The sequence below is a fragment of the Amnibacterium kyonggiense genome (assembly GCF_004364555.1).
Taxonomy (GTDB): domain Bacteria; phylum Actinomycetota; class Actinomycetes; order Actinomycetales; family Microbacteriaceae; genus Amnibacterium; species Amnibacterium kyonggiense.
In genome coordinates, this window is sequence record NZ_SOAM01000001.1 from 375,439 (window position 1) to 394,957 (window position 19,519).

23 protein-coding genes are annotated in these 19,519 nt (G+C 73.5%); 18 read left to right on the plus strand and 5 right to left on the minus strand.

Annotation, left to right across the window (positions count from 1 at the left end):
• Window positions 1–90: 90 nt before the first annotated feature.
• The 3 genes from CLV52_RS01975 (at window position 91) to CLV52_RS01985 (ending at window position 2,523) form a co-directional block, all read left to right on the plus strand.
• Window positions 91–1,425 carry an HNH endonuclease signature motif containing protein gene (locus tag CLV52_RS01975; RefSeq protein ID WP_133764359.1) on the plus strand — a complete coding sequence of 445 codons (1,335 nt, stop codon included), beginning with the start codon at window positions 91–93 and terminating at the stop codon, window positions 1,423–1,425.
• A 253-nt stretch (window positions 1,426–1,678) separates the two neighbouring features.
• On the plus strand, window positions 1,679–2,239 hold the full coding sequence (locus tag CLV52_RS01980) for a hypothetical protein (protein WP_133764361.1): 561 nt from the start codon (window positions 1,679–1,681) through the stop codon (window positions 2,237–2,239).
• Entirely contained in the window at window positions 2,236–2,523 is a 288-nt protein-coding gene (locus CLV52_RS01985; RefSeq protein ID WP_211342585.1) for a hypothetical protein, read from the plus strand. The genes CLV52_RS01980 and CLV52_RS01985 overlap by 4 nt, the downstream gene beginning before the upstream one ends.
• Window positions 2,524–2,533: 10 nt before the next feature.
• On the opposite strand, the gene CLV52_RS01990 is transcribed toward CLV52_RS01985, so the two are convergent.
• Entirely contained in the window at window positions 2,534–3,763 is a 1,230-nt protein-coding gene (locus CLV52_RS01990; RefSeq protein WP_162850677.1) for a GAF domain-containing protein, read from the minus strand.
• A gap of 116 nt (window positions 3,764–3,879) precedes the next feature.
• Window positions 3,880–5,262: an adenylosuccinate lyase gene (purB, locus tag CLV52_RS01995; RefSeq protein ID WP_133764365.1), complete on the minus strand. Its 1,383-nt coding sequence runs from the start codon at window positions 5,260–5,262 to the stop codon at window positions 3,880–3,882.
• A 145-nt stretch (window positions 5,263–5,407) separates the two neighbouring features.
• Here purB and CLV52_RS02000 point away from each other — a divergent pair, with 145 nt between their 5' ends.
• Both CLV52_RS02000 and CLV52_RS18250 read left to right on the plus strand, forming a co-directional pair.
• Window positions 5,408–5,617: a hypothetical protein gene (locus CLV52_RS02000; protein ID WP_133764367.1), complete on the plus strand. Its 210-nt coding sequence runs from the start codon at window positions 5,408–5,410 to the stop codon at window positions 5,615–5,617.
• Complete coding sequence (locus CLV52_RS18250; protein WP_162850678.1) at window positions 5,614–7,059, plus strand: hypothetical protein; 1,446 nt, start codon at window positions 5,614–5,616, stop codon at window positions 7,057–7,059. The genes CLV52_RS02000 and CLV52_RS18250 overlap by 4 nt, the downstream gene beginning before the upstream one ends.
• Here the strand turns inward: CLV52_RS18250 and CLV52_RS02010 are convergent.
• Window positions 7,001–7,417, minus strand: a complete 417-nt coding sequence (locus CLV52_RS02010) for a phage holin family protein (protein ID WP_133764369.1) — start codon at window positions 7,415–7,417, stop codon at window positions 7,001–7,003. The genes CLV52_RS18250 and CLV52_RS02010 overlap by 59 nt on opposite strands.
• A 226-nt stretch (window positions 7,418–7,643) precedes the next feature.
• Here CLV52_RS02010 and CLV52_RS02015 point away from each other — a divergent pair, with 226 nt between their 5' ends.
• The 13 genes from CLV52_RS02015 (at window position 7,644) to CLV52_RS19010 (ending at window position 18,490) form a co-directional block, all read left to right on the plus strand.
• Window positions 7,644–8,759 (plus strand): thiamine pyrophosphate-dependent enzyme, encoded by a 1,116-nt coding sequence (locus CLV52_RS02015; RefSeq protein ID WP_246017901.1) that lies wholly within the window; start codon window positions 7,644–7,646, stop codon window positions 8,757–8,759.
• A 5-nt stretch (window positions 8,760–8,764) separates the two neighbouring features.
• On the plus strand, window positions 8,765–9,730 hold the full coding sequence (locus CLV52_RS02020; protein WP_133765792.1) for an alpha-ketoacid dehydrogenase subunit beta: 966 nt from the start codon (window positions 8,765–8,767) through the stop codon (window positions 9,728–9,730).
• A gap of 23 nt (window positions 9,731–9,753) precedes the next feature.
• Window positions 9,754–11,055 carry a dihydrolipoamide acetyltransferase family protein gene (locus CLV52_RS02025; protein WP_133764371.1) on the plus strand — a complete coding sequence of 434 codons (1,302 nt, stop codon included), beginning with the start codon at window positions 9,754–9,756 and terminating at the stop codon, window positions 11,053–11,055.
• Window positions 11,056–11,147: 92 nt separating this feature from the next.
• Window positions 11,148–12,044 carry a metal ABC transporter solute-binding protein, Zn/Mn family gene (locus CLV52_RS18775; RefSeq protein ID WP_133764373.1) on the plus strand — a complete coding sequence of 299 codons (897 nt, stop codon included), beginning with the start codon at window positions 11,148–11,150 and terminating at the stop codon, window positions 12,042–12,044.
• Window positions 12,041–12,835, plus strand: coding sequence for a metal ABC transporter ATP-binding protein (locus CLV52_RS18780; RefSeq protein ID WP_133764375.1), 795 nt, complete (start codon window positions 12,041–12,043; stop codon window positions 12,833–12,835). Before CLV52_RS18775 ends, CLV52_RS18780 begins: the two co-directional genes overlap by 4 nt.
• On the plus strand, window positions 12,832–13,671 hold the full coding sequence (locus CLV52_RS02040) for a metal ABC transporter permease (RefSeq protein WP_133764377.1): 840 nt from the start codon (window positions 12,832–12,834) through the stop codon (window positions 13,669–13,671). Before CLV52_RS18780 ends, CLV52_RS02040 begins: the two co-directional genes overlap by 4 nt.
• The gene (locus tag CLV52_RS02045; protein ID WP_133764379.1) at window positions 13,668–14,069 is read left to right on the plus strand and encodes a Fur family transcriptional regulator; all 402 of its coding nucleotides are present in this window, start codon (window positions 13,668–13,670) and stop codon (window positions 14,067–14,069) included. The genes CLV52_RS02040 and CLV52_RS02045 overlap by 4 nt, the downstream gene beginning before the upstream one ends.
• Before the next feature lie 211 nt (window positions 14,070–14,280).
• Window positions 14,281–14,517, plus strand: a complete 237-nt coding sequence (rpmB, locus tag CLV52_RS02050; RefSeq protein WP_133764381.1) for a 50S ribosomal protein L28 — start codon at window positions 14,281–14,283, stop codon at window positions 14,515–14,517.
• Complete coding sequence (gene rpmG, locus CLV52_RS02055; RefSeq protein ID WP_119480475.1) at window positions 14,517–14,684, plus strand: 50S ribosomal protein L33; 168 nt, start codon at window positions 14,517–14,519, stop codon at window positions 14,682–14,684. Before rpmB ends, rpmG begins: the two co-directional genes overlap by 1 nt.
• Before the next feature lie 3 nt (window positions 14,685–14,687).
• Window positions 14,688–14,993: a 30S ribosomal protein S14 gene (rpsN, locus tag CLV52_RS02060; RefSeq protein WP_133764383.1), complete on the plus strand. Its 306-nt coding sequence runs from the start codon at window positions 14,688–14,690 to the stop codon at window positions 14,991–14,993.
• Between the two features lie 121 nt (window positions 14,994–15,114).
• Window positions 15,115–15,399: an HU family DNA-binding protein gene (locus CLV52_RS02065; RefSeq protein WP_133764385.1), complete on the plus strand. Its 285-nt coding sequence runs from the start codon at window positions 15,115–15,117 to the stop codon at window positions 15,397–15,399.
• Between the two features lie 104 nt (window positions 15,400–15,503).
• Complete coding sequence (locus CLV52_RS02070; RefSeq protein WP_133764388.1) at window positions 15,504–17,198, plus strand: cytochrome c oxidase assembly protein; 1,695 nt, start codon at window positions 15,504–15,506, stop codon at window positions 17,196–17,198.
• Complete coding sequence (locus CLV52_RS19010; RefSeq protein ID WP_133764390.1) at window positions 17,195–18,490, plus strand: ATP-dependent DNA helicase; 1,296 nt, start codon at window positions 17,195–17,197, stop codon at window positions 18,488–18,490. The genes CLV52_RS02070 and CLV52_RS19010 overlap by 4 nt, the downstream gene beginning before the upstream one ends.
• A 30-nt stretch (window positions 18,491–18,520) precedes the next feature.
• On the opposite strand, the gene CLV52_RS02080 is transcribed toward CLV52_RS19010, so the two are convergent.
• Complete coding sequence (locus tag CLV52_RS02080) at window positions 18,521–18,997, minus strand: hypothetical protein (RefSeq protein ID WP_133764392.1); 477 nt, start codon at window positions 18,995–18,997, stop codon at window positions 18,521–18,523.
• 10 nt (window positions 18,998–19,007) lie between these two features.
• Complete coding sequence (locus CLV52_RS02085; RefSeq protein ID WP_133764394.1) at window positions 19,008–19,499, minus strand: DUF4383 domain-containing protein; 492 nt, start codon at window positions 19,497–19,499, stop codon at window positions 19,008–19,010.
• Window positions 19,500–19,519 lie beyond the last annotated feature (20 nt).

Genomic DNA, 19,519 nt, shown 5'->3' on the forward strand with positions numbered 1-19,519 from the left:
ACCGACCTGGCCCGCCGCGCCTTCCGGAGGACGGAAAACACCTGACCCAGATCGGGTTCGAATGTCGGTGCCCCGTGCTCGAATACGGTTATGACCCGGACGGCGGAGGCGCTCCTCGAGCAGGCGGACGCCTACGTCCGTCTCGCCGATGATGCCCTCCGGTTCGTCTCAGATCAGGCGCTGCTGGAGCGGCTGTCCGCGGTCGCGAGACTGCGTCGCCTCGCGCAAGCAGAGGAGACGGCCGTGGCCGGGGAGGTCGCCCGCCGGTCCGAGAATCGTGACGATTCCCTCGCCCGCAAGCAGGGTGCCTCGAACGCGGCGAACTTGGTCTCGCAGGTCACGGGGATGCCGCGGTCGACCGCCGCGTGTGTGGTCGCCTCCGGGGAAGCGCTTCGGCCGCGGGAAGCGATGAGCGGCGAGGTACTCCCGGCGACCTGTCCGCAGATCGCCGAAGCGTTCGCGGCGGGGCTGCTGGACCCGGAGATCGCGGCGGCGATGCGGCGCACCCTGGCCGACTGCGCGCCCGGGCTGGCGCCGTGGGAGCTCGACGACCTCGAGCGGAGCCTCCTCGACACCGCAGCCGAAGGCTGGGCACCGAACGACCTGCTCCGCTGGCTCAAGCGCGTCCCGGAGCACGCCAACCCCGACGGCGGACGCCCCGACCGGGGCGAACCGACCCCGATCCCGACGGTCAAGCGGCGGCACCTCCGCAACGGGCTGGTCCGGTGGACGCTCGACCTCGACACCCTCACCGACGGGTTCCTCAAGACCGCGGTCGAGGCCAACAGCCCCACCCGGCGCCCGATCCTCGTCACCCCGGACCAGGACGGGGCCGATCTGGCCACAACCGACCGGCGGCCGGTAGAGCAGCAGTGGGTCGACGGCATCCGCCTGATCGCGAAGAAAGCGATCCAGGTCGACGACGGCCAGATCGCCGGCACCGCCGTCACCCTCCTCGTCACCATGACCGAAGAAGCCCTCCGCACCGGGCTCGGCACCGCCGAGCTGCCGGACTGCGGCACCCAGATCAGCGCCTCCGTCGCCCGGATGCTCGCCGCGGATGCCGAGATCATCCCGGTCGTGCTCGGCGGGAAGTCCCAGCCGCTGGACCTCGGCACCGGGCGCAGGTTCTTCACCGAAGCCCAACGACGGGCCATGGCCGTCCGCGACGGCGGGTGCGCGGGTCCGGGCTGCGACGCACCACCGTCCTGGTGCGACGGGGCGCACATCCGACCCGCCGGTCGCGGCCCCACGAGCATCGACAACGGGGTCCTGCTCTGTTGGCGGTGCCATCTCCTGCACGACGAACAGGGGTGGCAGATCGACCGGGACGACGACGGCAGGTGGTGGTGGACACCACCGCCGTGGATTGACCCGACCGGGCGCAGACGGCCCGGCGGACGGATACCGCCGGTCGCGGCATGACGTCTTTTGGGCGTGGTCTCGAGGCTCGCTTCGCTCGAACCTCGACCAACGGGGGAAGGAGCGCCAGCGGGACGGGACGTGGCGGGGACCGGGCGTCTCGAGGCTCGCTTCGCTCGTACCTCGACCACCGGGCCGGGGAAGGGAGACAGGACCGCGAGCACGACAGCCCGCGTTCTACAACCGGTAGAGCACCCCGGCCGCGGGCCGTACCCTTGATCCTCGGCTGCGCTGCTCGCGGGCCGGGAGGAACCACGTGACCACGACCAGACCGGGCCGCCCCGCCGTCGCGACGCCGGTCGCGGTGGCCGCGCGCGCCGCCGCAGCCGCCGTGCTCGCCCTGGTGGTGACCTTCGCCCTGGACCACGGCGACCCCGCCGGGTTCGGCCTCGCCGCCCTGGGCGGCTACCTGCTGCTGCAGGCGGTGGTGCTGGCCGTCTGCACGACCGGCCTCGCATGGACGCGTGCCGGCCGGATCCTGGTGCTCGTCCGGGCCGCGGTGTCGCTCGTCGGCGGCGTGATCGCGCTCGCCGGTCTCGGCTCCGGGATCGGCCTGCTCCGCCCGCTCGAGGCCCTCGTCTTCCTCGCGGTCGGCGTGCTCGAGATCGTCGGCGGCCTCCGCCGCTCCGAGCGCGCGGAACTGAGCGGCGACGCGGTCGTCGTCGGCGGCCTGCAGGCGCTCGTCGGCGTACTACTCATCGTGCTGAACGAGGACGCGCTGCTCGCGACCGGCGTCCTCGGCGCGTGGGGAGCGATCGTCGCCGTGTACCTCGGCATCTCCGCCGCGAACCTCCGCCGCCGGAAGGGTCGGGCGTGAGCTGCCCGCCGCTGCGGCAGCGGCTCAAGCCCCTCGAGCTCGTCGGCTTCGCCGCGGTGCTCGGCGTCTTCGCGGGCGTCGTCACCCTGGTCGGCAGCCGGTCGATCGACGGTGCGCTGATCCTCGCCGGGATCGCCTTCATCGTGGCGCTGCTCGTCCTCGCCATGCTCGCGCTGGCGGCCGGGGATCAGCCGGAGCAGGACCCGGACGTGCCGGTGCTGGACCGTGAGAGGCCCCCGAAGCGGTCCAGGCGGCCCGGGAAGGACGTCGGCTCGGGCGACTGAGCCGACAGGCTCAGCCGACGAGGGCGGCGTCCAGCCAGCCGGCGGCGGACGTCGCGCGCCGGATGACGGCCTCCGCTCGCACCGCGTACTCGCGGAGGCGCTCGAGGTCGACCGACTCCGCCGCGCGGGGGAAGCCGTTGTTCAGGCACATCGAGCCGATCACGGTGCCGTCCTCGGCGTGGATCGGCACCCCCGCGTAGAACGGGGCGTGCACGAGGTCGAGGAAGGCGTTCTCCGCGAACCGCGCGTCGCGCTTCGCGTCCTCCACCACCAGCTCCTCGCCGGTGGCGACGACCGTCTCGCAGTAGCTGAGCGCCCGCGGCATGGCGACCGGCGCGGCGCCCGTGGTCGCGACGTGCCAGGCGCGGTCGCCGTCCAGCAGGGACACCATGGCCTCTGAGACGTGGAACTCCGCTGCGGCACGGACCACGAGGTCGTGCAGCTCGCCGACGTCCTCGGCGCGCGGCGACTCGACGATCGCCCGCACCTCGGGCCGGTCGAAGCGCTCGGCGCGGACGAACGGGCTCGGCGCGATGCGGCTCTCCCGGATCGCGGACGCGACGGCGGCGGCGATCGGCAGGGTGAACGCCGCGTACAGGTCGCTGTTCGGGCGGAGGCCCGCGTACCGGCCGAGGCGCGGGGCCGGCAGGAAGGTGACGTCGGCGCGGACGGAGGCGAGGCGGTGCGCGACCTTGTCCAGCCGGCGGGCGTGCCGCAGCGCGAGCGGGTTCATGGACCGGACCCGGTTCGGGACGTGCACGTCGGGGATGCCGACGAGGATGACGGGTGCGCCCTTCGGCAGCCCGGTCTGGACCGCGTTCAGCAGGTTGACGAGCCGTGCGCCCCAGTCGGCGACGGGTGTGAGCCGCATGGCGTCGTTCGCGCCGATGGAGACGACCGCGCCGTGGAACGTGGTGTCCGCGCGGCCGGCGAGCCAGTCGAGGGCCGTCGCGGCGCTCATGGCCTCGTCGCCGACGAGCTCCACCTCGCACGCGGTCCCGCTGATGGCCCGGATCGCCCGAGCGAGCTCGCCCGTCGGGGCGGAGCGGTGGCTCGAGACGCCCCACCCGTGCGCCAGCCCGCTCCCGATGAAGAGGAAGCGGAGCGCGTCGCCGTTGCCGGTGCGCACCCAGGGCAGGTCGACGGGGCGCGCGAGGGTCCGGCGCCGGTTGTGCATGGCCGCGTACAGCAGCTCCGCCGGGCGGCGGATGAGGGCTCTCGGCCCGCGCTGATCGATCACGTCGAGAAGTGTGACTGAACCGATCCGAACACGCGTCCCCCACATGTCGGGGGACGAGGAATGCAGGTAGACGTCGACGATGCGTGCATCGGTGCGCGGGCCGGCCGCGCTCCGGGTCAGCGCACGTGGTCGACGAGCGCCTCCGCGAGCCCGGTGTAGCCGGCCGGCGTCAGGGCGCCGAGCCGTGCCGCGGCGTCCTCCGCGAGGCCGAGCCCGGCGACGAACTCGCGCATCCCGTCCGCGGTGACCCGCCGTCCGCGCGTCAGCGCCTTCACGAGCTCGTAGGGGTTCGCCGCCGCGCTCCGGCCGGCGACGATCTCCGCGCGGACCACCGTCTGGATCGCCTCGCCGAGCACCTCCTGGTTGGCGTCGAGGTCCGCGAGCAGGCGCTCGCGGTCGAGGTCGATCTCACCGAGCCCGCGGCGGAGGTTGTCGAGCGCGACGAGCCCGTGCCCGAGCCCCACGCCGATGTTGCGCTGCGTCGTGGAGTCGGTCAGGTCGCGCTGCCACCGGGAGGTGACGAGGGTCCGGCGGAGCGTGCCGAGCACGCCCTCCGCGAGCTCGAGGTTCGCCTCCGCGTTCTCGAAGCGGATCGGGTTCACCTTGTGCGGCATCGTGGAGCTGCCGGTCGCGCCCGCCTGCGGCACCTGGATCAGGTAGCCCTCCGCGATGTACATCCAGACGTCGGTGCAGAGGTTGTGGAGGACGCCGCCCGCGTGCTCGACGCGGCCGTAGAGCTCGACCTGCCAGTCGTGCGACTCGATCTGCGTGGTCAGCGGGTTCCAGACGAGCCCGAGGCCCTCGACGAACCCGCGCGTGAGCGCCTGCCAGTCGACCTCGGGGGCGGCCACGACGTGAGCGGCGAAGTCGCCGCTCGCGCCGTTCGCCTTGCCGGTGATCTCGACGGCGAGGACGCGGTCGCGCAGCCGCACGAGCCGGTGCACGAACACCGCCAGCTCCTTGCCCATCGTCGTCGGGGTCGCGGGCTGCCCGTGGGTGCGGGCGAGCATCGGCGCGTCCGCCCACCGCACGGCGAGGTCGCGGAGACGGTCGATCACGGCGTCCAGCGCCGGCACCCACACGTCCCGGACCGCGGCCTGCACGGTGAGGGCGACCGCGAGGTTGTTGATGTCCTCACTGGTGCAGGCGAAGTGCACGAGCTCGGCGAGGTCGCTCAGCCCGAGGGCCTCCAGCCGGTCCCGGAGGAAGTACTCGACGGCCTTGACGTCGTGGCGCGTGACCGCCTCGTGCGCGGCCAGCTCCGCGACGTCGTCGGCGCCGAAGCCGGTCACGATCGTCCGCAGGGCCGTCCGCTGCGCCGTCGGGAGCGGGGCCGTGCCGGCGACGCCCGCGTCGGTCAGCGCGATCAGCCACTCGACCTCGACGTGCACCCGCGCGCGGTTCAGGCCCGCCTCGGAGAGGTGGGCGGCGAGCGGCGCGGTCGCGGCGCGGTAGCGCCCGTCGAGCGGGGAGAGCGGCTGGTCGGCCAGGTCGGTCATCGGGCCTCCTTCGATGCCTCCATTGTCCCCGGGGGCTCCCGGTCCCCGGACCACGGTCCAGCGACGGTCCCTCCCCAGGTCGATCCGGCCCGCTCGCCCGCCGCCGGGCTGCGGGAGGACCGTCCTCCCGCAGCAGGATCCCGGTGTGCTCCCCTCCGAAGCGGTCCCCGGCGACGACCAGGCCCTCGAGCTCGCCCGCCTCGAGCAGCTCGTCCGGGAGGTGCCGCTTCCCTCCCCGGACCTGCCGGGCTGGCAGTCGCTCACCGCGGGCGAGTACGCCGCGGCGGTCCGCGAGCTGACCGCCCTGCTCGGGACCGTGGCGACGGCGCTCGCCGCGGCCAGGTCCGCCGGATGAGCGGGGACGGATCGGGCGGGTCGTCGGTCCGGGGCGGCGGGACGATCGCCGTCGAGACCGCGGCGATGGTCGAGGCAGCGCAGGCTCTGTCCTGGACCGAGCAGCGCCTCGGCGAGCTCGCCGCGCGGACGGGTGCGTGCGTCCCGATGCTCACAGGCGCGACGCGGCGGATGCGCGCCGAGGAGGCGCTGACCCTGCTCCTCCGCGCCCGTGAGCGCGCTGTGGGGGTCGCGAGCGCGCTCGTGATCGCCACGAGGCGCTACGGCGCCGTGGAGCACGCCGTGCTGGACCTGCAGCAGGGGCTCGCGGCGGGGCTCGCCGCCGGGACGGGCGGGTCGATGCGGGCGCTCTCGGTGGTGTTCGGTCCGCTCGGGGCGCTGCTCGTGGCCGGTGGCGTCGTCGAGGTCGCCGGCGCGCTCGTGCTGCTCCGCACCGCGCAGCGCTGGATGGAGACCGGGCGGATCGCGCCGCAGGCCGACCCGGTGCTGCTGCGCGGTCTGGCGCTCGTGCTCTCCTCGCTCGACGACGGCGTCCGCGGCGCGCTCCTCGCCGAGACCCCCACCGATCTCGTCCGCGACGACCCGGCCGGCCGCTTCGGGCGGGAGGACACGGCCGCCCTCCTCGCCGCCCTCCTCCTCCACCCGGCGGGCGCCCCGCTGACCGTGACGAGGACGGAGGAGCGGAGCACGCGCACGCCGCGTCGTCTCGTCGACCTGCTCGACCGGCTCCCGGACGGGCACGACCCGGGCGGCCAGATCCGGATCGAGCGCTACGGGTCCGGGTCGGACGCGCGCTGGATCGTCTACATCGCCGGCACGGTCACCTTCGCCCGGGACAGCGGCGACGAGCCGTTCGACCTCGCGTCCGACGTGCTCGGCGTCGCGCACCGGCCGAGCGACTCGGAGCGGGCGGTCCTGACCGCGATGCAGGAGGCGGGCGTCGGGCGGGACGAGCCGGTGCTCCTCGTCGGGCACTCGCAGGGCGCGCTCGACGCCGTCCGCGTCGCGGAGGACGGCGGGTACGCGGTCGGCGGCGTCGTGCAGGTCGGGGGTCCGACCGGACAGATCGTCCTCCCCGAGGCCGTGCCGGTGCTGGCTGTCGAGCACGACGAGGACCTCGTGCCCGTCCTCGGCGGCACGGCGGCGACCGGATCGGCGGGGCTGCGCCGCCTCGTCGTCCAGCGGTCGCTGCCGGACGGCGGGTTCGGGGTCAGGACGTCGGCCGCGACGGCCGCCTTCCCCGCGCACGACCTCGGCGCCTACCGGCGGACGCTCGCGGGCGCGGAGGCGTCCGGGGACGCGCGGGTCGCCGCCTTCTCCGAGCGCATCGGCGCGTTCCTCGACGGCGAGCAGGGCACCGCGACGCGGTGGCGCGCGCGACGGGTCAGCTCGGGTCCCGCCCGGCCAGGGGACGCAGGAGCAGCGCCACGATCCACCCGATGACACCGGTCACGAGCGCGCCGAGCACACCCCACCAGAAGCCGTCGACGGTGAGCCCGAACCCGATCACGCTGCTGATCCAGCCGACGAGCAGGAACAGGAGGCCGTTGACCACGAGGGAGATGAGCCCGAGCGTCAGGAGGTAGAGGGGGAACGCGACGATGCGGATCGCGGTGCCGAGCACGCCGTTGACGACGCCGAAGATGAGCCCGAGCAGCAGGTAGGTGAGCACGGCGGCCACGGGGTCGTCGGCGCGGTACGGGATCACCCGGACGCCGCCCTGCCCGAGGGCCGCGAACAGCAGTGTCGCGAGCCAGAGCGCGATCGCGTTGACGACCGCCCGCACGACGAACCTGCGCATCCGACCACTATGGCAGGACGGCCCCCGTGCGCGCCGGGAGGCTCGACCGAGGCTCCGAGCGGTCACTGTGGCCGTCGTGCACGGATTCGGCCTCGGCTTTGTGGATGTGCTCCACCCGTGGGTCCGCGTCCGCTCGATACTGTCCACGGATACAGTGATCGCCGGGCCGCAGGGCCCGGTGCGCGGGCTCCCGGGGGGACCCGCGCCGACGACGTGAGGAGCGCCGGTGGCCTCAGGCTCGGAGACCGTGAGCGTGCTCGACGAGCACGGCTCGATCCGACCGACCGCGGCGGCGGAGCCGTACGCGGACCTGGCGCTCGCCGTCCCGCTCGAGGACCGGGTCGCGTTCCTCCGCGACATGGTGCGGACGCGGGCCTTCGACGTCGCGGCGGCGAACCTGCAGCGGCAGGGGCATCTCGCGCTCTGGGTGCCGAGCTACGGCCAGGAGGCCGCGCAGGTCGGGTCCGCCCGGGCTGCGCGCACGCAGGACGCGATCTTCCCCGCCTACCGCGAGCACGCCGTCGCGATGATCCGCGGGCTCGACCCGATGGCGATCATCCGCTTCTACCGGGGCATGACCCACGGCGGATGGGACCCGGCGGAGAACGGCGGCTTCCGGCTCTACACGCTCGTGATCGGCTCGCAGACGCTGCACGCGACCGGGTACGCGATGGGGATCCGGCTCGACGGCGCCTCCGGTACGGGGGACCCTGAGCGGGACGAGGCCGTCGTCGTCTACTTCGGCGACGGCGCGACCGCGCAGGGCGACACGAACGAGGCGCTCGTCTTCGCGGCGAGCTACGACACGCCGCAGGTCTTCTTCATCCAGAACAACCACTGGGCGATCTCCGTGCCCGTCGAGCGGCAGTCGAAGGTCCCCCTCGCGCAGCGCGCCGCCGGCTTCGGCCTGCCCGGCGTCCGCGTCGACGGCAACGACGTCCTCGCCTCCTACGCCGTGACGCGCCGTCACCTCGACGCGGCGCGCGCCGGCGAGGGCCCCGCGCTCATCGAGGCGCTCACCTACCGGATCGGCGCACACACGTCGTCCGACGACCCGACGAAGTACCGCTCGGAGGACGAGCTCGCGCGGTGGACCGAGCGCGACCCGATCCTCCGGCTCCGCCGCCACCTCGAGTCCGAGGGCGTGGGCGCCGACGTCTTCGAGGGGATCGACGCGGAGGCCGCCGAGCTCGCGGCGGACGTGCGACAGCGGACGGTCGAACTCGAGGAGCCGCCGGCCTCCCTCATGTTCGAGCACGTCTACAGCGAGCCGCACCCGCTCACGACCTCGCAGCAGGAGTGGCTCGCCCAGTACGAGGCGTCGTTCGGAGGCGCCTCGTGACCGCGATGCCGATGGTGAAGGCGCTGAACGCCGGGTTGCGCAAGGCGCTCGCCGACGACGACAAGGTCCTCCTCATGGGGGAGGACATCGGCACGCTCGGCGGCGTCTTCCGGGTCACCGAGGGGCTGCAGGCCGAGTTCGGCGAGAAGCGGGTGTTCGACACCCCGCTCGCCGAGTCGGGCATCGTCGGGACTGCGATCGGACTCGCGATGCGCGGCTACCGGCCCGTGTGCGAGATCCAGTTCGACGGCTTCATCTACCCCGGCTTCGACCAGATCACCTCGCAGCTCGCGAAGCTCACGAACCGCTACGGGGGCGCGCTGCAGCTGCCGGTCGTGATCCGGGTGCCGTACGGCGGCCACATCGGCGCGGTCGAGCACCACCAGGAGAGCCCCGAGGCGCTGTTCGCGCACACCGCCGGCCTCCGCGTCGTGAGCCCGTCGACGCCGAACGACGCGTACTGGATGATCCAGCAGGCGATCGCCTCGAACGATCCCGTCATGTTCTTCGAGCCGAAGGGGCGCTACTGGCCGAAGGGGGAGGTCGACCTCGACCGTCCCGCCGTCGACCTGCACGCCTCCCGCGTCGTGCGCACGGGCACCGACGCGACGCTGATCGGCTACGGCCCGATGGTGAGCGTGCTGCTCACCGCCGCGGAGATCGCGGCCGAGGAGGGGCGCAGCCTCGAGGTCGTGGACGTGCGCTCCCTCTCCCCCGTCGACTGGGAGCCGATCGTCGCGTCGGTCGAGAAGACGGGGCGCGCGGTCGTGGCGCACGAGGCGTCCGGGTTCCTCGGCCTCGGGTCCGAGATCGCGGCGCAGGTCACCGAGCGCGCGTTCTACTCCCTGGAGGCGCCGGTGCTGCGGGTGACGGGCTTCGACATCCCGTTCCCGCCTGCGAGACTCGAGAAGCTCCACCTGCCCGACGCGGACCGCGTGCTCGAAGCCGTCGACCGCACGTTCTCGTACTAGCCGAGCCGCGTACTAGGAGAGATGTGACCACGTCCCACTTCGCCCTGCCCGACGTCGGCGAGGGGCTCACGGAGGCCGAGATCGTCTCCTGGAAGGTGGCGCCCGGCGACGAGGTCACCGTGAACCAGGTGATCGTCGAGATCGAGACGGCGAAGTCGCTCGTCGAGCTGCCCTCGCCGTACGCCGGCACGGTGGCCGAGCTCCTCGTCGCGGAGGGGGACACCGTCGCGGTCGGCACGCCGATCGTCGCGGTCGCGTCCGGCACGGCCGAGCAGCTGGCCGCGCCGCTGCGCACGCCCGCGCAGGCCGCCTCGCCGGTCGAGGTGCAGGTCCGGGAGCCCGCGGAGCAGGTCGACGAGGGCTCGGGCTCGGTGCTCGTCGGGTACGGCACCGACACGCACGCCAAGAGCCGTCGCGGGCAGCGCCGCGGCCCCGTCGCGAGTCCGGTGCCGGTCCGCACGCCGGTCGCCGCTCCCGTGAAGCCGCCGATCCGGAAGCTCGCGAAGGACCTCGGCGTCGACCTCGGCCGGGTCGCCCCGAGCGGGACGTCGGGCGAGGTGACGCGGGACGACGTGCTGCGCGCGAAGCAGCAGGAGAGCGTCTTCCGCAACGTCGAGACGCCGGCGTGGCCCGACAGCCGCGAGGAGCGCGTCCCCGTCAAGGGCATGCGCAAGGCGATCGCGAACGCGATGGTCTCCAGTGCTTTCACCGCGCCGCACGTGAGCGTCTTCGTCGACGTGGACGCCACCCGCACGATGGAGTACATCAAGCGGCTGAAGGCCTCCCCGGACTTCGCGAACGTGCGCATCTCGCCGCTGCTCGTCATGGCTCGCGCGGTCATCTGGGCGGTGCGCCGCAACCCGACCGTGAACTCGAGCTGGACCGACAGCGAGATCGTGGTCCACCACTACGTGAACCTCGGCATCGCGGCCGCGACGCCGCGCGGGCTCATCGTCCCGAACGTCAAGGACGCGCAGTCGCTGTCGATGCGGAACCTCGCGTCGTCCCTCGAGCAGCTCGTCATCACCGCCCGCGACGGCAAGACGCAGCCCGCGGAGATGGCGCAGGGGACCATCACGATCACGAACCTCGGCAGCTTCGGGATGGACACCGGGACGCCGATCCTCAACCCGGGGGAGGTGGCGATCGTCGCCCTCGGCACCATCAAGCAGAAGCCGTGGGTCGTCGACGGCGAGGTCGTGCCCCGCTACGTCACGACGATCGGCGCGAGCTTCGACCACCGCGTCGTCGACGGCGACGTCGCGAGCCGCTTCACGGCCGATGTCGCGGCGATCCTCGAGGAGCCGGCCCTGTTGCTGGACTGAGGGGTGACCTCGGCGCCCCACCGGAGGCGGAGGCGCGCTCCACCACTCCTCCGAGTTGAGAATGATTCCCACTAGCGAGTAGCGTCCGTGACATGAAGCGGCTGCTCCCCCTCGTCCTCGTCCCGGTGCTGGCGCTCGCGGGATGCTCGGCGGCCGGCGGGGGATCCACGGCGGACGGTCGGATCCGCGTCGTCGCCTCGACCGACGTGTGGGGCGACGTCGTGGAGCAGGTCGGCGGCTCGGCGGTGCAGGTGGACTCGATCATCAGCGACCCGGACCGCGACCCGCACGAGTACCAGGCCGACCCGCGCGACCAGCTCGCGGTGTCGCGGGCGAAGCTCGTCGTCGTGAACGGCGGCGGCTACGACGACTTCCTCGAGCAGCTGCTGAAGAACGCGCCGGCGTCCACGGAGACGGTGAACGCCGCGGAGTCGTCCGGGCTCGACCTGAAGCCGTCGACGGGGCAGTTCAACGAGCACCTCTGGTACGACCTCCCCGTCGTCAGCAGGGTCGCGGGCGTGATCGCCGACGAGCTGACGAAGGTGGACCCGTCGAAGAAGGCGGACTTCGCCGCACGCCTGCGGACGTTCCGCGACTCGCTCGCGGCACTGGAGGCGACCGAGGCGTCGATCCGGACCACGGCCGCCGGCGAGGGCGTCGCCATCACCGAACCGGTCCCGCTGTACATGACCGCGGCGCTCGGACTCGTGAACCGCACGCCGCCCGCGTTCAGCGAGGCGATCGAGGAGGGCGACGACGTCGCGCCCGCCGTCCTCCGGGAGCAGCTCGCGCTCCTCCGCGAGCACCGCGTGCAGGTCCTCGCGTACAACGAGCAGACGACCGGCGCGACGACGCAGCAGGTCCTCGCCGCGGCGAAGGAGGCGGACGTCCCGGTCGTCGGCGTGCGGGAGACGCTGCCCGACGGGCAGGATTACCTCCAGTGGATGCAGCACGACCTCGCGGCGCTGCGAACGGCGCTCGAACGGTGACGCCCGCGATCGAGCTCTCCGGCGCGCGGCTCGCCTTCGGCGACCGCACGCTGTGGCGCGACCTGGACCTCGCCGTCGCGGCCGGCGAGTTCGTCGCCGTCCTCGGCCCCAACGGTTCCGGCAAGACGACGTTGCTGAAGGCCGTGCTCGGCACGCAGCCCCTGTCGGGCGGCACGCTCCGCGTGCTCGGGAGACCGCCCGCCCGCGGCGACCGCCGGATCGGATACATCCCGCAGCAGCGGCTGCTCGACGCGTCGACCCCGGTGCGCGGTGCCGACCTCCTCGGCTTCGGCGTCGACGGCGCTCGCTTCGGCCTCCCCGTCCGTCGCCGGGCCGACCGCGAGCGGGTGGCGCGCCTGATCCACGACGTCGGGGCGGACGCGTTCGCCGACCGGGCCGCGTGGCGGCTCTCCGGCGGCGAGCAGCAGCGCCTCCGCGTCGGGCAGGCGATCGCCGACGACCCCGCGCTGCTGCTCTGCGACGAGCCGTTGATCTCCCTCGACCTCGCGAACCAGGCGGCGGTGAGCGGGTTGATCGACCGGCAGCGCCGCGAGCACGGGGCCGCCGTGCTGTTCGTGACGCACGACGTGAACCCCGTCCTCGAGTACGTCGACCGGGTCGTCTACCTCGTCGACGGGCGGGTGCGGATCGGTCCGCCCGACGAGGTGCTCACGTCGCCGGTGCTGAGCGAGCTCTACCGCACCCATGTCGACGTGGTCCGCGTCCACGATCGCGTCGTCGTCGTCGGAGCCGGCCACGACCCGCACGAGCACGCGGAGGACGCGTCGTGACCCTCTTCGACTTCAGCGACTACGGCGCCCTGCTCGGCCTCGTCACGAACTCGCTCATCGCCGGGGCACTGCTCGGAATCGTCGGCGGTCTGATCGGCTTCTTCGTCATGGCGCGGGACCTCCCCTTCGCCGTGCACGGGATCAGCGAGCTCTCCTTCGCGGGTGCGGCGGGCGCCCTGCTCGTCGGCGCCGACGTGGTCGTCGGCTCCGTGGTCGGCTCGATCGTCGCGGCGCTGCTCATCGGCCTGCTCGGCGTGCGCGCCCGGGAGCGGAACTCGGTGATCGGCGTGCTGATGCCGTTCGGGCTGGGGCTGGGCATCCTCTTCCTCGCCATCTATCCGGGCCGCTCCGCGAACCGGTTCGGCCTGCTCACCGGGCAGGTGGTGTCCGTCGACGGGCCGCAGGTGCTCGTGCTGATCGGGGTCTCGCTCGTCGTGCTCGTCACGCTGCTGCTCGTCTGGCGGCCGCTGCTGTTCGCGAGCGTCGACGAGGACGTGGCGATCGCCCGCGGCGTGCCGACGCGCGCGCTGTCGATGCTCTTCATGGTCCTGCTGGCGCTGACGGTGTCGGTCGCCGTGCAGACGGTGGGCGCGCTCCTCGTGCTCGCGCTCCTCGTGACGCCCGCGGCCGCCGCGTTGCGGGTGGCGTCCGGACCGCTCGCGGTCGCGCTGCTCAGCATGGCGTTCGCGACCGTGTCCGTGGTGGGCGGGATCCTCCTCGCCCTCGGCGCGGCGATCCCGATCAGCCCGTACGTCACCACGATCTCGTTCCTCATCTACCTCGTCTGCCGGATCGTCGGAGGGCGGCGGTCCGCGCGCGTACGCTCGGCCGCATGAAGCGCCGGACGTGGCAGCGCGCCGCCGTGCAGGACGCCCTGACCGGACGGGACGACTTCGTCAGCGCGCAGGCGCTGCATTCGCAGCTCCGGGCGGACGGATCGTCGATCGGCCTGGCGACCGTCTACCGCGCGCTTGCGGACCTCGCCGAGGAGGGCGAGGCCGACTCGTTGCAGGCGGAAGGGGAGAGCCTCTACCGCGCGTGCGCCTCCCCCGGCCACCACCACCACCTGATCTGCCGCTCGTGCGGTCGGACGGTCGAGATCGAGGCCGACGACATCGAGGCCTGGGCGGCATCGACCGCCGCGGCGCACGGCTTCCGCGACCCGCAGCACGTCGTCGATGTGTTCGGAACTTGCGCCGCCTGCGCGGCTCGGCAGGACGCCCGGATCCCCTGAAACGCAATCACGTGTTCGAACCTCGGCGTTTCACGGCCGGGTCCGTTGCACGTGGGCGGGAAGCGGCTCCGAACGGCTCCGCGCCGGGCCTCTGCTAGGCTCTCCGACCGGCCGCGTCGCGGCAGTGGGCGCCCCGCACCCGGGGTGCTCGCAGACAAGTGATCTTGGGTGCTCGCGCTTGCTGCGCGTGCACGGTAAGCAGGAGGAAATCGTGGCAGCAGTGTGCCAGGTGACCGGAGCCGGCCCCGGCTTCGGCAACACCATCTCGCACTCGCACCGGCGCAACCGTCGCCGGTTCGACGTGAACGTCCAGAAGAAGAAGTACTACGTGCCGTCGCTCAAGCGCACCGTCACGCTCACGGTCTCGGCCAAGGGCATGAAGGTCATCGACGTCCGCGGCATCGAGAGCGTCGTTGCGGGCATCCTGGCCCGCGGGGAGAAGATCTGATGGCCCGCCAGCAGGACGTCCGGCCGATCATCAAGCTCAAGTCGACCGCCGGCACCGGGTACACCTACGTGACCCGCAAGAACCGCCGCAACAACCCCGACCGCATCGTGCTGAAGAAGTACGACCCGGTGGTCCGCAAGCACGTCGACTTCCGCGAGGAGCGTTAATCCATGGCCAAGAAGAGCAAGATCGCGAAGAACGATCAGCGCGCGATCGTCGTCGAGCGCTACCGCACCAAGCGGCTCGAGCTGAAGAAGCAGCTCGTGGACCTGAACGGGACCGACGAGTCCCGCGAGGAGGCCCGCCAGGCCCTGCAGAAGCTGCCGCGCGACGCGTCGCCGGTCCGGCTGCGCAACCGCGACGCCGTCGACGGTCGCCCCCGCGGCAACCTCTCGAAGTTCGGCATCTCCCGCGTCCGCTTCCGCGAGATGGCGCATCGGGGCGAACTTCCGGGCATCACGAAGTCAAGCTGGTAGGTTTCCGCGTGGTTCCGGCCGACACGCCGGAGCGACACGGGTCGTGATTCGACTCGAACCGACCCCGCCGACCCGCCGCCGAAGCGCGGCATGACCGTCCGACTCGAGGAGGACGACCGATATGGCAGACACCCTGAACCGCACCGAGCTCGTGCAGGCAGTTGCAGCCGACACGAACCAGTCGCAGGCGACCGTGAACAGCGTGCTGGACGCGGTGTTCTCGCAGCTGGCGAAGTCGGTCGCCGACGGCACGAAGGTGACGATCCCGGGCTGGCTCGCCGTCGAGCAGACCTCTCGCGCCGCCCGCACCGGCCGCAACCCGCAGACGGGTGAGCCGATCGAGATCGCGGCGAGCAAGTCGGTGAAGATCAGCGCCGGCAGCAAGCTCAAGGCCGCCGTCAAGTAGTCGACGACCAGCACGGGAACGGCGCCCGCTCCTCCATCACGGAGGGCGGGCGCCGTTCCCGTTCCCGTCCGGATCGCGCCGTCCGCGCGCCTACCCTGGACGGGATGACCTCCGCCGGCCCCACCGCTGCGCCGGCCGCAGCGATCGCGCGGCCGATGCTGGCCCCGGCCGTCGTCGTCGGGGCGGCCCTGCTGGCGATCGTGGTCGCGGCGGCCACGACCGCTGCGCTGACCGGTGGTGTGCTGCCCGTCCTCCGAGCCGTCGTCCTCGCGCTCCTCACGACCGCCGCGTCCGCGGTGCTCGGCACCGTCCTCGCCGCCGCGCGCCTGCCCCTCGCCCAGCCGATGCGCGGTCGGCTGCTCGACGCGGCCGCGGTCGCTGCGGCGGCGCAGACCGTCCTGGCGGCGACGACCGCGTTCCTGCTCTACCTCGGGACGTCGCCAGCACCGGGCGACCCCGCCTTCGGACCCGGTCTGGTCGCGTTCGTCGAGGACGTCCCGATCGGTCGCACGTGGGCGATCGCCGCCGGTCTCGCGGCGCTGCTGACGGCGCTGCTCGTCGGGGTGCGCTCGCGGCTCGGCGTCGCGGTGCTGTGGCCCGCCTCCGCGCTCGCGCTCGTCCCCGTCGCCGTGCAGGGCTCGATCGGCGGCGGCCCGATCGGGGTGACGCGGTCGGCCGCGGCCGCGCTCCTCGTGCTGCTCCTCGCCGTCTCGACCTGGGCCGGGACGGCGGCGCTCCGCACGCTGCGCGTCGCCGCACCGGCGCGCGGGATCGCGATCGCGTCGGCCATCGCAGCGAGCGTCGCCGCGGCGGCGGGCTGGTCCGCCCTGCGCTCGACCGGGGTCGCCGTGCCCGTCGGGGTGGCGGCGCTCCTCGTCGTGCTCGTGGCGGGGGCCGTGGCCCTCCGCGGCCTCCCGACGGTGCAGCTCGGCCTCCTCGCCCTGGCAGTCGGCCTCGGGGCGACCGCCGCCGTGACCCGCGCGCTGCCGGAGGTCGCGACGCGCAGGACACCCGCGGAGATCCTCACCGGCGCTCCCCTGCCCCAGCCGGCGACACCCGCCGCGCTGCTCGCCGCCTGGCAGCCGGACGCCCTGTGGCTCGTGGTGTGCGTCGGCCTGCTCGCGGCGTACGCCGTCGCGGTCCACCGCGCCGCCGGTCCCTGGTCGCGGTGGCGGGCGGCGTCGTGGACGGCCGGCGTGCTGGTGCTGGCGTGGCTCACCAGCGGGGGACCGGCGGTGTACGAGGAGGTGCTGTTCGGCGTCCATCTCGCGCGGCTCCTCGCGGTGCTGCTCGTCGTGCCAGTGCTCCTCGCCGGCGGCGCTCCCCTGCGGCTGCTCACCGTCCTCGCTCCGCACCGCCGTCTCCCGACCGGGCGACCCCTGGTCGCCGCGGCGCTCGTCGTCGCGCTCGTGCTCTTCCTCCTCTCCGGTCCGGTGCTGCAGTGGTCGCTGACCGATCCCGTCGGCACGGAGTCGGCCCTCGTGGCCGCGCTGCTCGCCGGGACCTGGCTGGTGTGGTCGATCTCGACAGGCGGTCGTGCGCGGGCCGTCGCCGCCGCGGTCGCGCTCCTCGTGTCGGAGGTGATCGGAGCGGTGCTCCTCGGCACCGGGTCCTCCCTCGTGCTCGCGGACTGGTACGGCGCCCTGGGCTGGGGCGTCGACGCGGCGGCGGCGCAGCGGGCCTCCGTGCTCGCGGCGCTGCCGGTCGCGCTCGTGCCGACGGGCATCCTGCTCGTGCGCGCGCTGCGCGCCCCTGCGGTCGGCCCGGCGCCGGCGACGGCCGAGGCGGTGACCGCATGAGCGCCGCGCTCGAGGTCGCCCTCACCCCCGCTCAGCAGGCGGTGCTCGACGCGGTCGGCGGTGACGACGTCACGCCGCTCCTCGTCACGGGGCGCGCGGGCACGGGCAAGTCCACCGTGCTGCACCGCATCGTCGCGGTCGAGCAGCGCAAGGTCGCCGTCGTCGCACCGACCGGGGTCGCCGCGCTGAACGTCGGCGGCCAGACGATCCACTCGTTCCTCCGGCTGCCGGTCGGCCTGATCGGCAACTCCCGCCTGTACCAGGACCGCGAGCTGCGGAAGCTGCTGATGGCGCTCGACGTGCTGATCGTCGACGAGATCTCCATGGTGAGCGCCGACCTGATGGACGGGATCGACCGGGCGCTGCGCGAGGCGCGCGGCCGGCCGGACCCCTTCGGCGGCGTGCGGCTCGTGCTGTTCGGCGACCCGTTCCAGCTCTCGCCCGTGCCGGGCGGTGCGGAGGAGCGTGCCTGGTACACCGAGATGTACCGGTCGCTGTGGTTCTTCGACGCCCATGTCTGGGACCGCATCGGCCTCCGGACCCTCCACCTCGACCTCATCCACCGGCAGCAGGACGAGGAGTTCCGGCGCCTGCTCACCGCCGTGCGGCACGGCGCCGTGACCCGCGAGATGGCGCAGCGCTTGAACGAGGTGGGTGCCAGGCCGCTGCCCGCCGATCCCCCGCTCACGCTGGCGAGCACGAACGCCGCCGTCGCGACCCTCAACCGGCGCGCGCTCGCCGACCTGCCGGGTCAGGAGGCGACGGCGCTCGCGGAGGTCGACGGCGACTTCGGAGGCCGCACGTTCCCGGCCGACGAGGAGCTCCGGCTCAAGGTCGGCGCGCACGTGATGATGCTGCGGAACGACTCGGAGGGCCGCTGGGTCAACGGGTCGATGGGCACCGTCGCGAAGCTGCACCGCGGCGTGCTGACCGTGGAGATCGACGGCGTGCGGCACGAGGTCGAGCCGGTGGTGTGGGAGCGGCACCGGTACACCGTGTCCGCGGACTCGAAGGAGCTGCAGCGGGAGGTCGTCGCGCAGTTCCGGCAGCTGCCCGTGCGGCTCGGCTGGGCGGTCACGATCCACAAGGCGCAGGGCGCGACGCTCGAGGCCGCGCGCATCGACCTCGGACGGAAGGCCTTCTCCCCCGGCCAGACCTACGTCGCCCTGAGCCGGCTGACGACGCTTGCCGGGCTGTACCTGACCCGGCCGCTGATCCCCGGCGACGTCATCGTCGACCCGGACGTCCGACGCTGGGTCGAGGACCGCAGGCGGGCCGCCGCAGCCGATTGAGCCGCTCCGCCGAGGAGCGACAGGATCCGATCAGTGCATCTGCATGGTGCCGCCGACCGAGGTCGCGGCGAGGCTCTGCGTCGTCACGACCGCGACGACGGCGGCAGCCGCCGCGGCCCCGAGCAGGAACCGGACCGGACGGGACTCCCCCGGCGTCCGGCCGGCTCGGAGGAGCTGCAGGGCGACGAGCATCCCGGTCGCGAGGTCGAGGAGGCCGGCACCGAGGAACGCCGACGGCGGGACACCGAGGTCGACCATCGAGCCGTGGCGCGCGGCGGAGGGCGGCAGCAGGAGGGCGACGACGCCGACGACCAGGGCGAGCCCGATGCCGACCGCCGCGGGGACCGGAGCCGGGACCGGGGTGCGCGCGAGCGCGGCGACGCCCCAGAGCAGCTCGAGCGCGCCGAGCAGCGCGAGGGGGACGAGGACCGCGGGCGACGTCCCGGCCGCGCTGCCGAGATGGATCAGCCCGGCCCCGATCGCGGCGAGGCCGGGCCAGGTTCGCATGCGCGCCGGGTCAGGCGTGCAGCGTGCTCTGCGGCTCCGGCTGCTCGGTGGCCCGCGTCGCACCGCGGTCGGCGCCGAGCGCGGTCGCGAGGAGCAGCAGCGCCGAGGCGAGGTGCAGGATGTGGTCCGGCACGTTCAGCGAGAGGAAGTTGATCGGCGAGCGCCCGCCGTCGGGAGCGGTGAGGAAGAACCCGACCACGCCGAGCAGCAGGTAGAGGGCGCCGACCGTGCCGTTCGCGGCCCTGGCGGACGCCGCGGTGCCGGCCCCCGCGATGAGGAGCGCGGCTCCGATCAGCAGGTGGGCGATGTTGTGCAGCGGGTTCACCTCGAACAGGCCGAAGATCGCGTTGCTGCCGTCACCGGGCCCGGCGAACGGGACGCCGTTGACCCAGAAGAACCCGAGCAGCCCGACGAGCACGTAGACGCCGCCGAACAGGAACGCGATGATCCGGTTCGGGGACCGGTGGAACGCGGTGCCGGGGTTGATCTGGTTGATGGGCATGCTGCTGCGCCTCCTGGTGA

What these genes read in the sequence shown, in the direction of transcription:
- CLV52_RS01975 (WP_133764359.1), top strand. Translation starts at nt 91, where the DNA reads ATGACCCGGACGGCGGAGGCGCTCCTCGAGCAGGCGGACGCCTACGTC.
- purB (WP_133764365.1), bottom strand. Translation starts at nt 5,262, where the DNA reads ATGACCGACCTGGCCGACCAGCCGCTCTCCCCGCTCGACGGGCGCTAC.
- CLV52_RS18250 (WP_162850678.1), top strand. Translation starts at nt 5,614, where the DNA reads ATGAGCGGGGACGGATCGGGCGGGTCGTCGGTCCGGGGCGGCGGGACG.
- CLV52_RS02010 (WP_133764369.1), bottom strand. Translation starts at nt 7,417, where the DNA reads ATGCGCAGGTTCGTCGTGCGGGCGGTCGTCAACGCGATCGCGCTCTGG.
- CLV52_RS02020 (WP_133765792.1), top strand. Translation starts at nt 8,765, where the DNA reads ATGCCGATGGTGAAGGCGCTGAACGCCGGGTTGCGCAAGGCGCTCGCC.
- CLV52_RS18775 (WP_133764373.1), top strand. Translation starts at nt 11,148, where the DNA reads ATGAAGCGGCTGCTCCCCCTCGTCCTCGTCCCGGTGCTGGCGCTCGCG.
- CLV52_RS02045 (WP_133764379.1), top strand. Translation starts at nt 13,668, where the DNA reads ATGAAGCGCCGGACGTGGCAGCGCGCCGCCGTGCAGGACGCCCTGACC.
- rpmG (WP_119480475.1), top strand. Translation starts at nt 14,517, where the DNA reads ATGGCCCGCCAGCAGGACGTCCGGCCGATCATCAAGCTCAAGTCGACC.
- rpsN (WP_133764383.1), top strand. Translation starts at nt 14,688, where the DNA reads ATGGCCAAGAAGAGCAAGATCGCGAAGAACGATCAGCGCGCGATCGTC.
- CLV52_RS02065 (WP_133764385.1), top strand. Translation starts at nt 15,115, where the DNA reads ATGGCAGACACCCTGAACCGCACCGAGCTCGTGCAGGCAGTTGCAGCC.
- CLV52_RS02070 (WP_133764388.1), top strand. Translation starts at nt 15,504, where the DNA reads ATGACCTCCGCCGGCCCCACCGCTGCGCCGGCCGCAGCGATCGCGCGG.
- CLV52_RS19010 (WP_133764390.1), top strand. Translation starts at nt 17,195, where the DNA reads ATGAGCGCCGCGCTCGAGGTCGCCCTCACCCCCGCTCAGCAGGCGGTG.
- CLV52_RS02080 (WP_133764392.1), bottom strand. Translation starts at nt 18,997, where the DNA reads ATGCGAACCTGGCCCGGCCTCGCCGCGATCGGGGCCGGGCTGATCCAT.
- CLV52_RS02085 (WP_133764394.1), bottom strand. Translation starts at nt 19,499, where the DNA reads ATGCCCATCAACCAGATCAACCCCGGCACCGCGTTCCACCGGTCCCCG.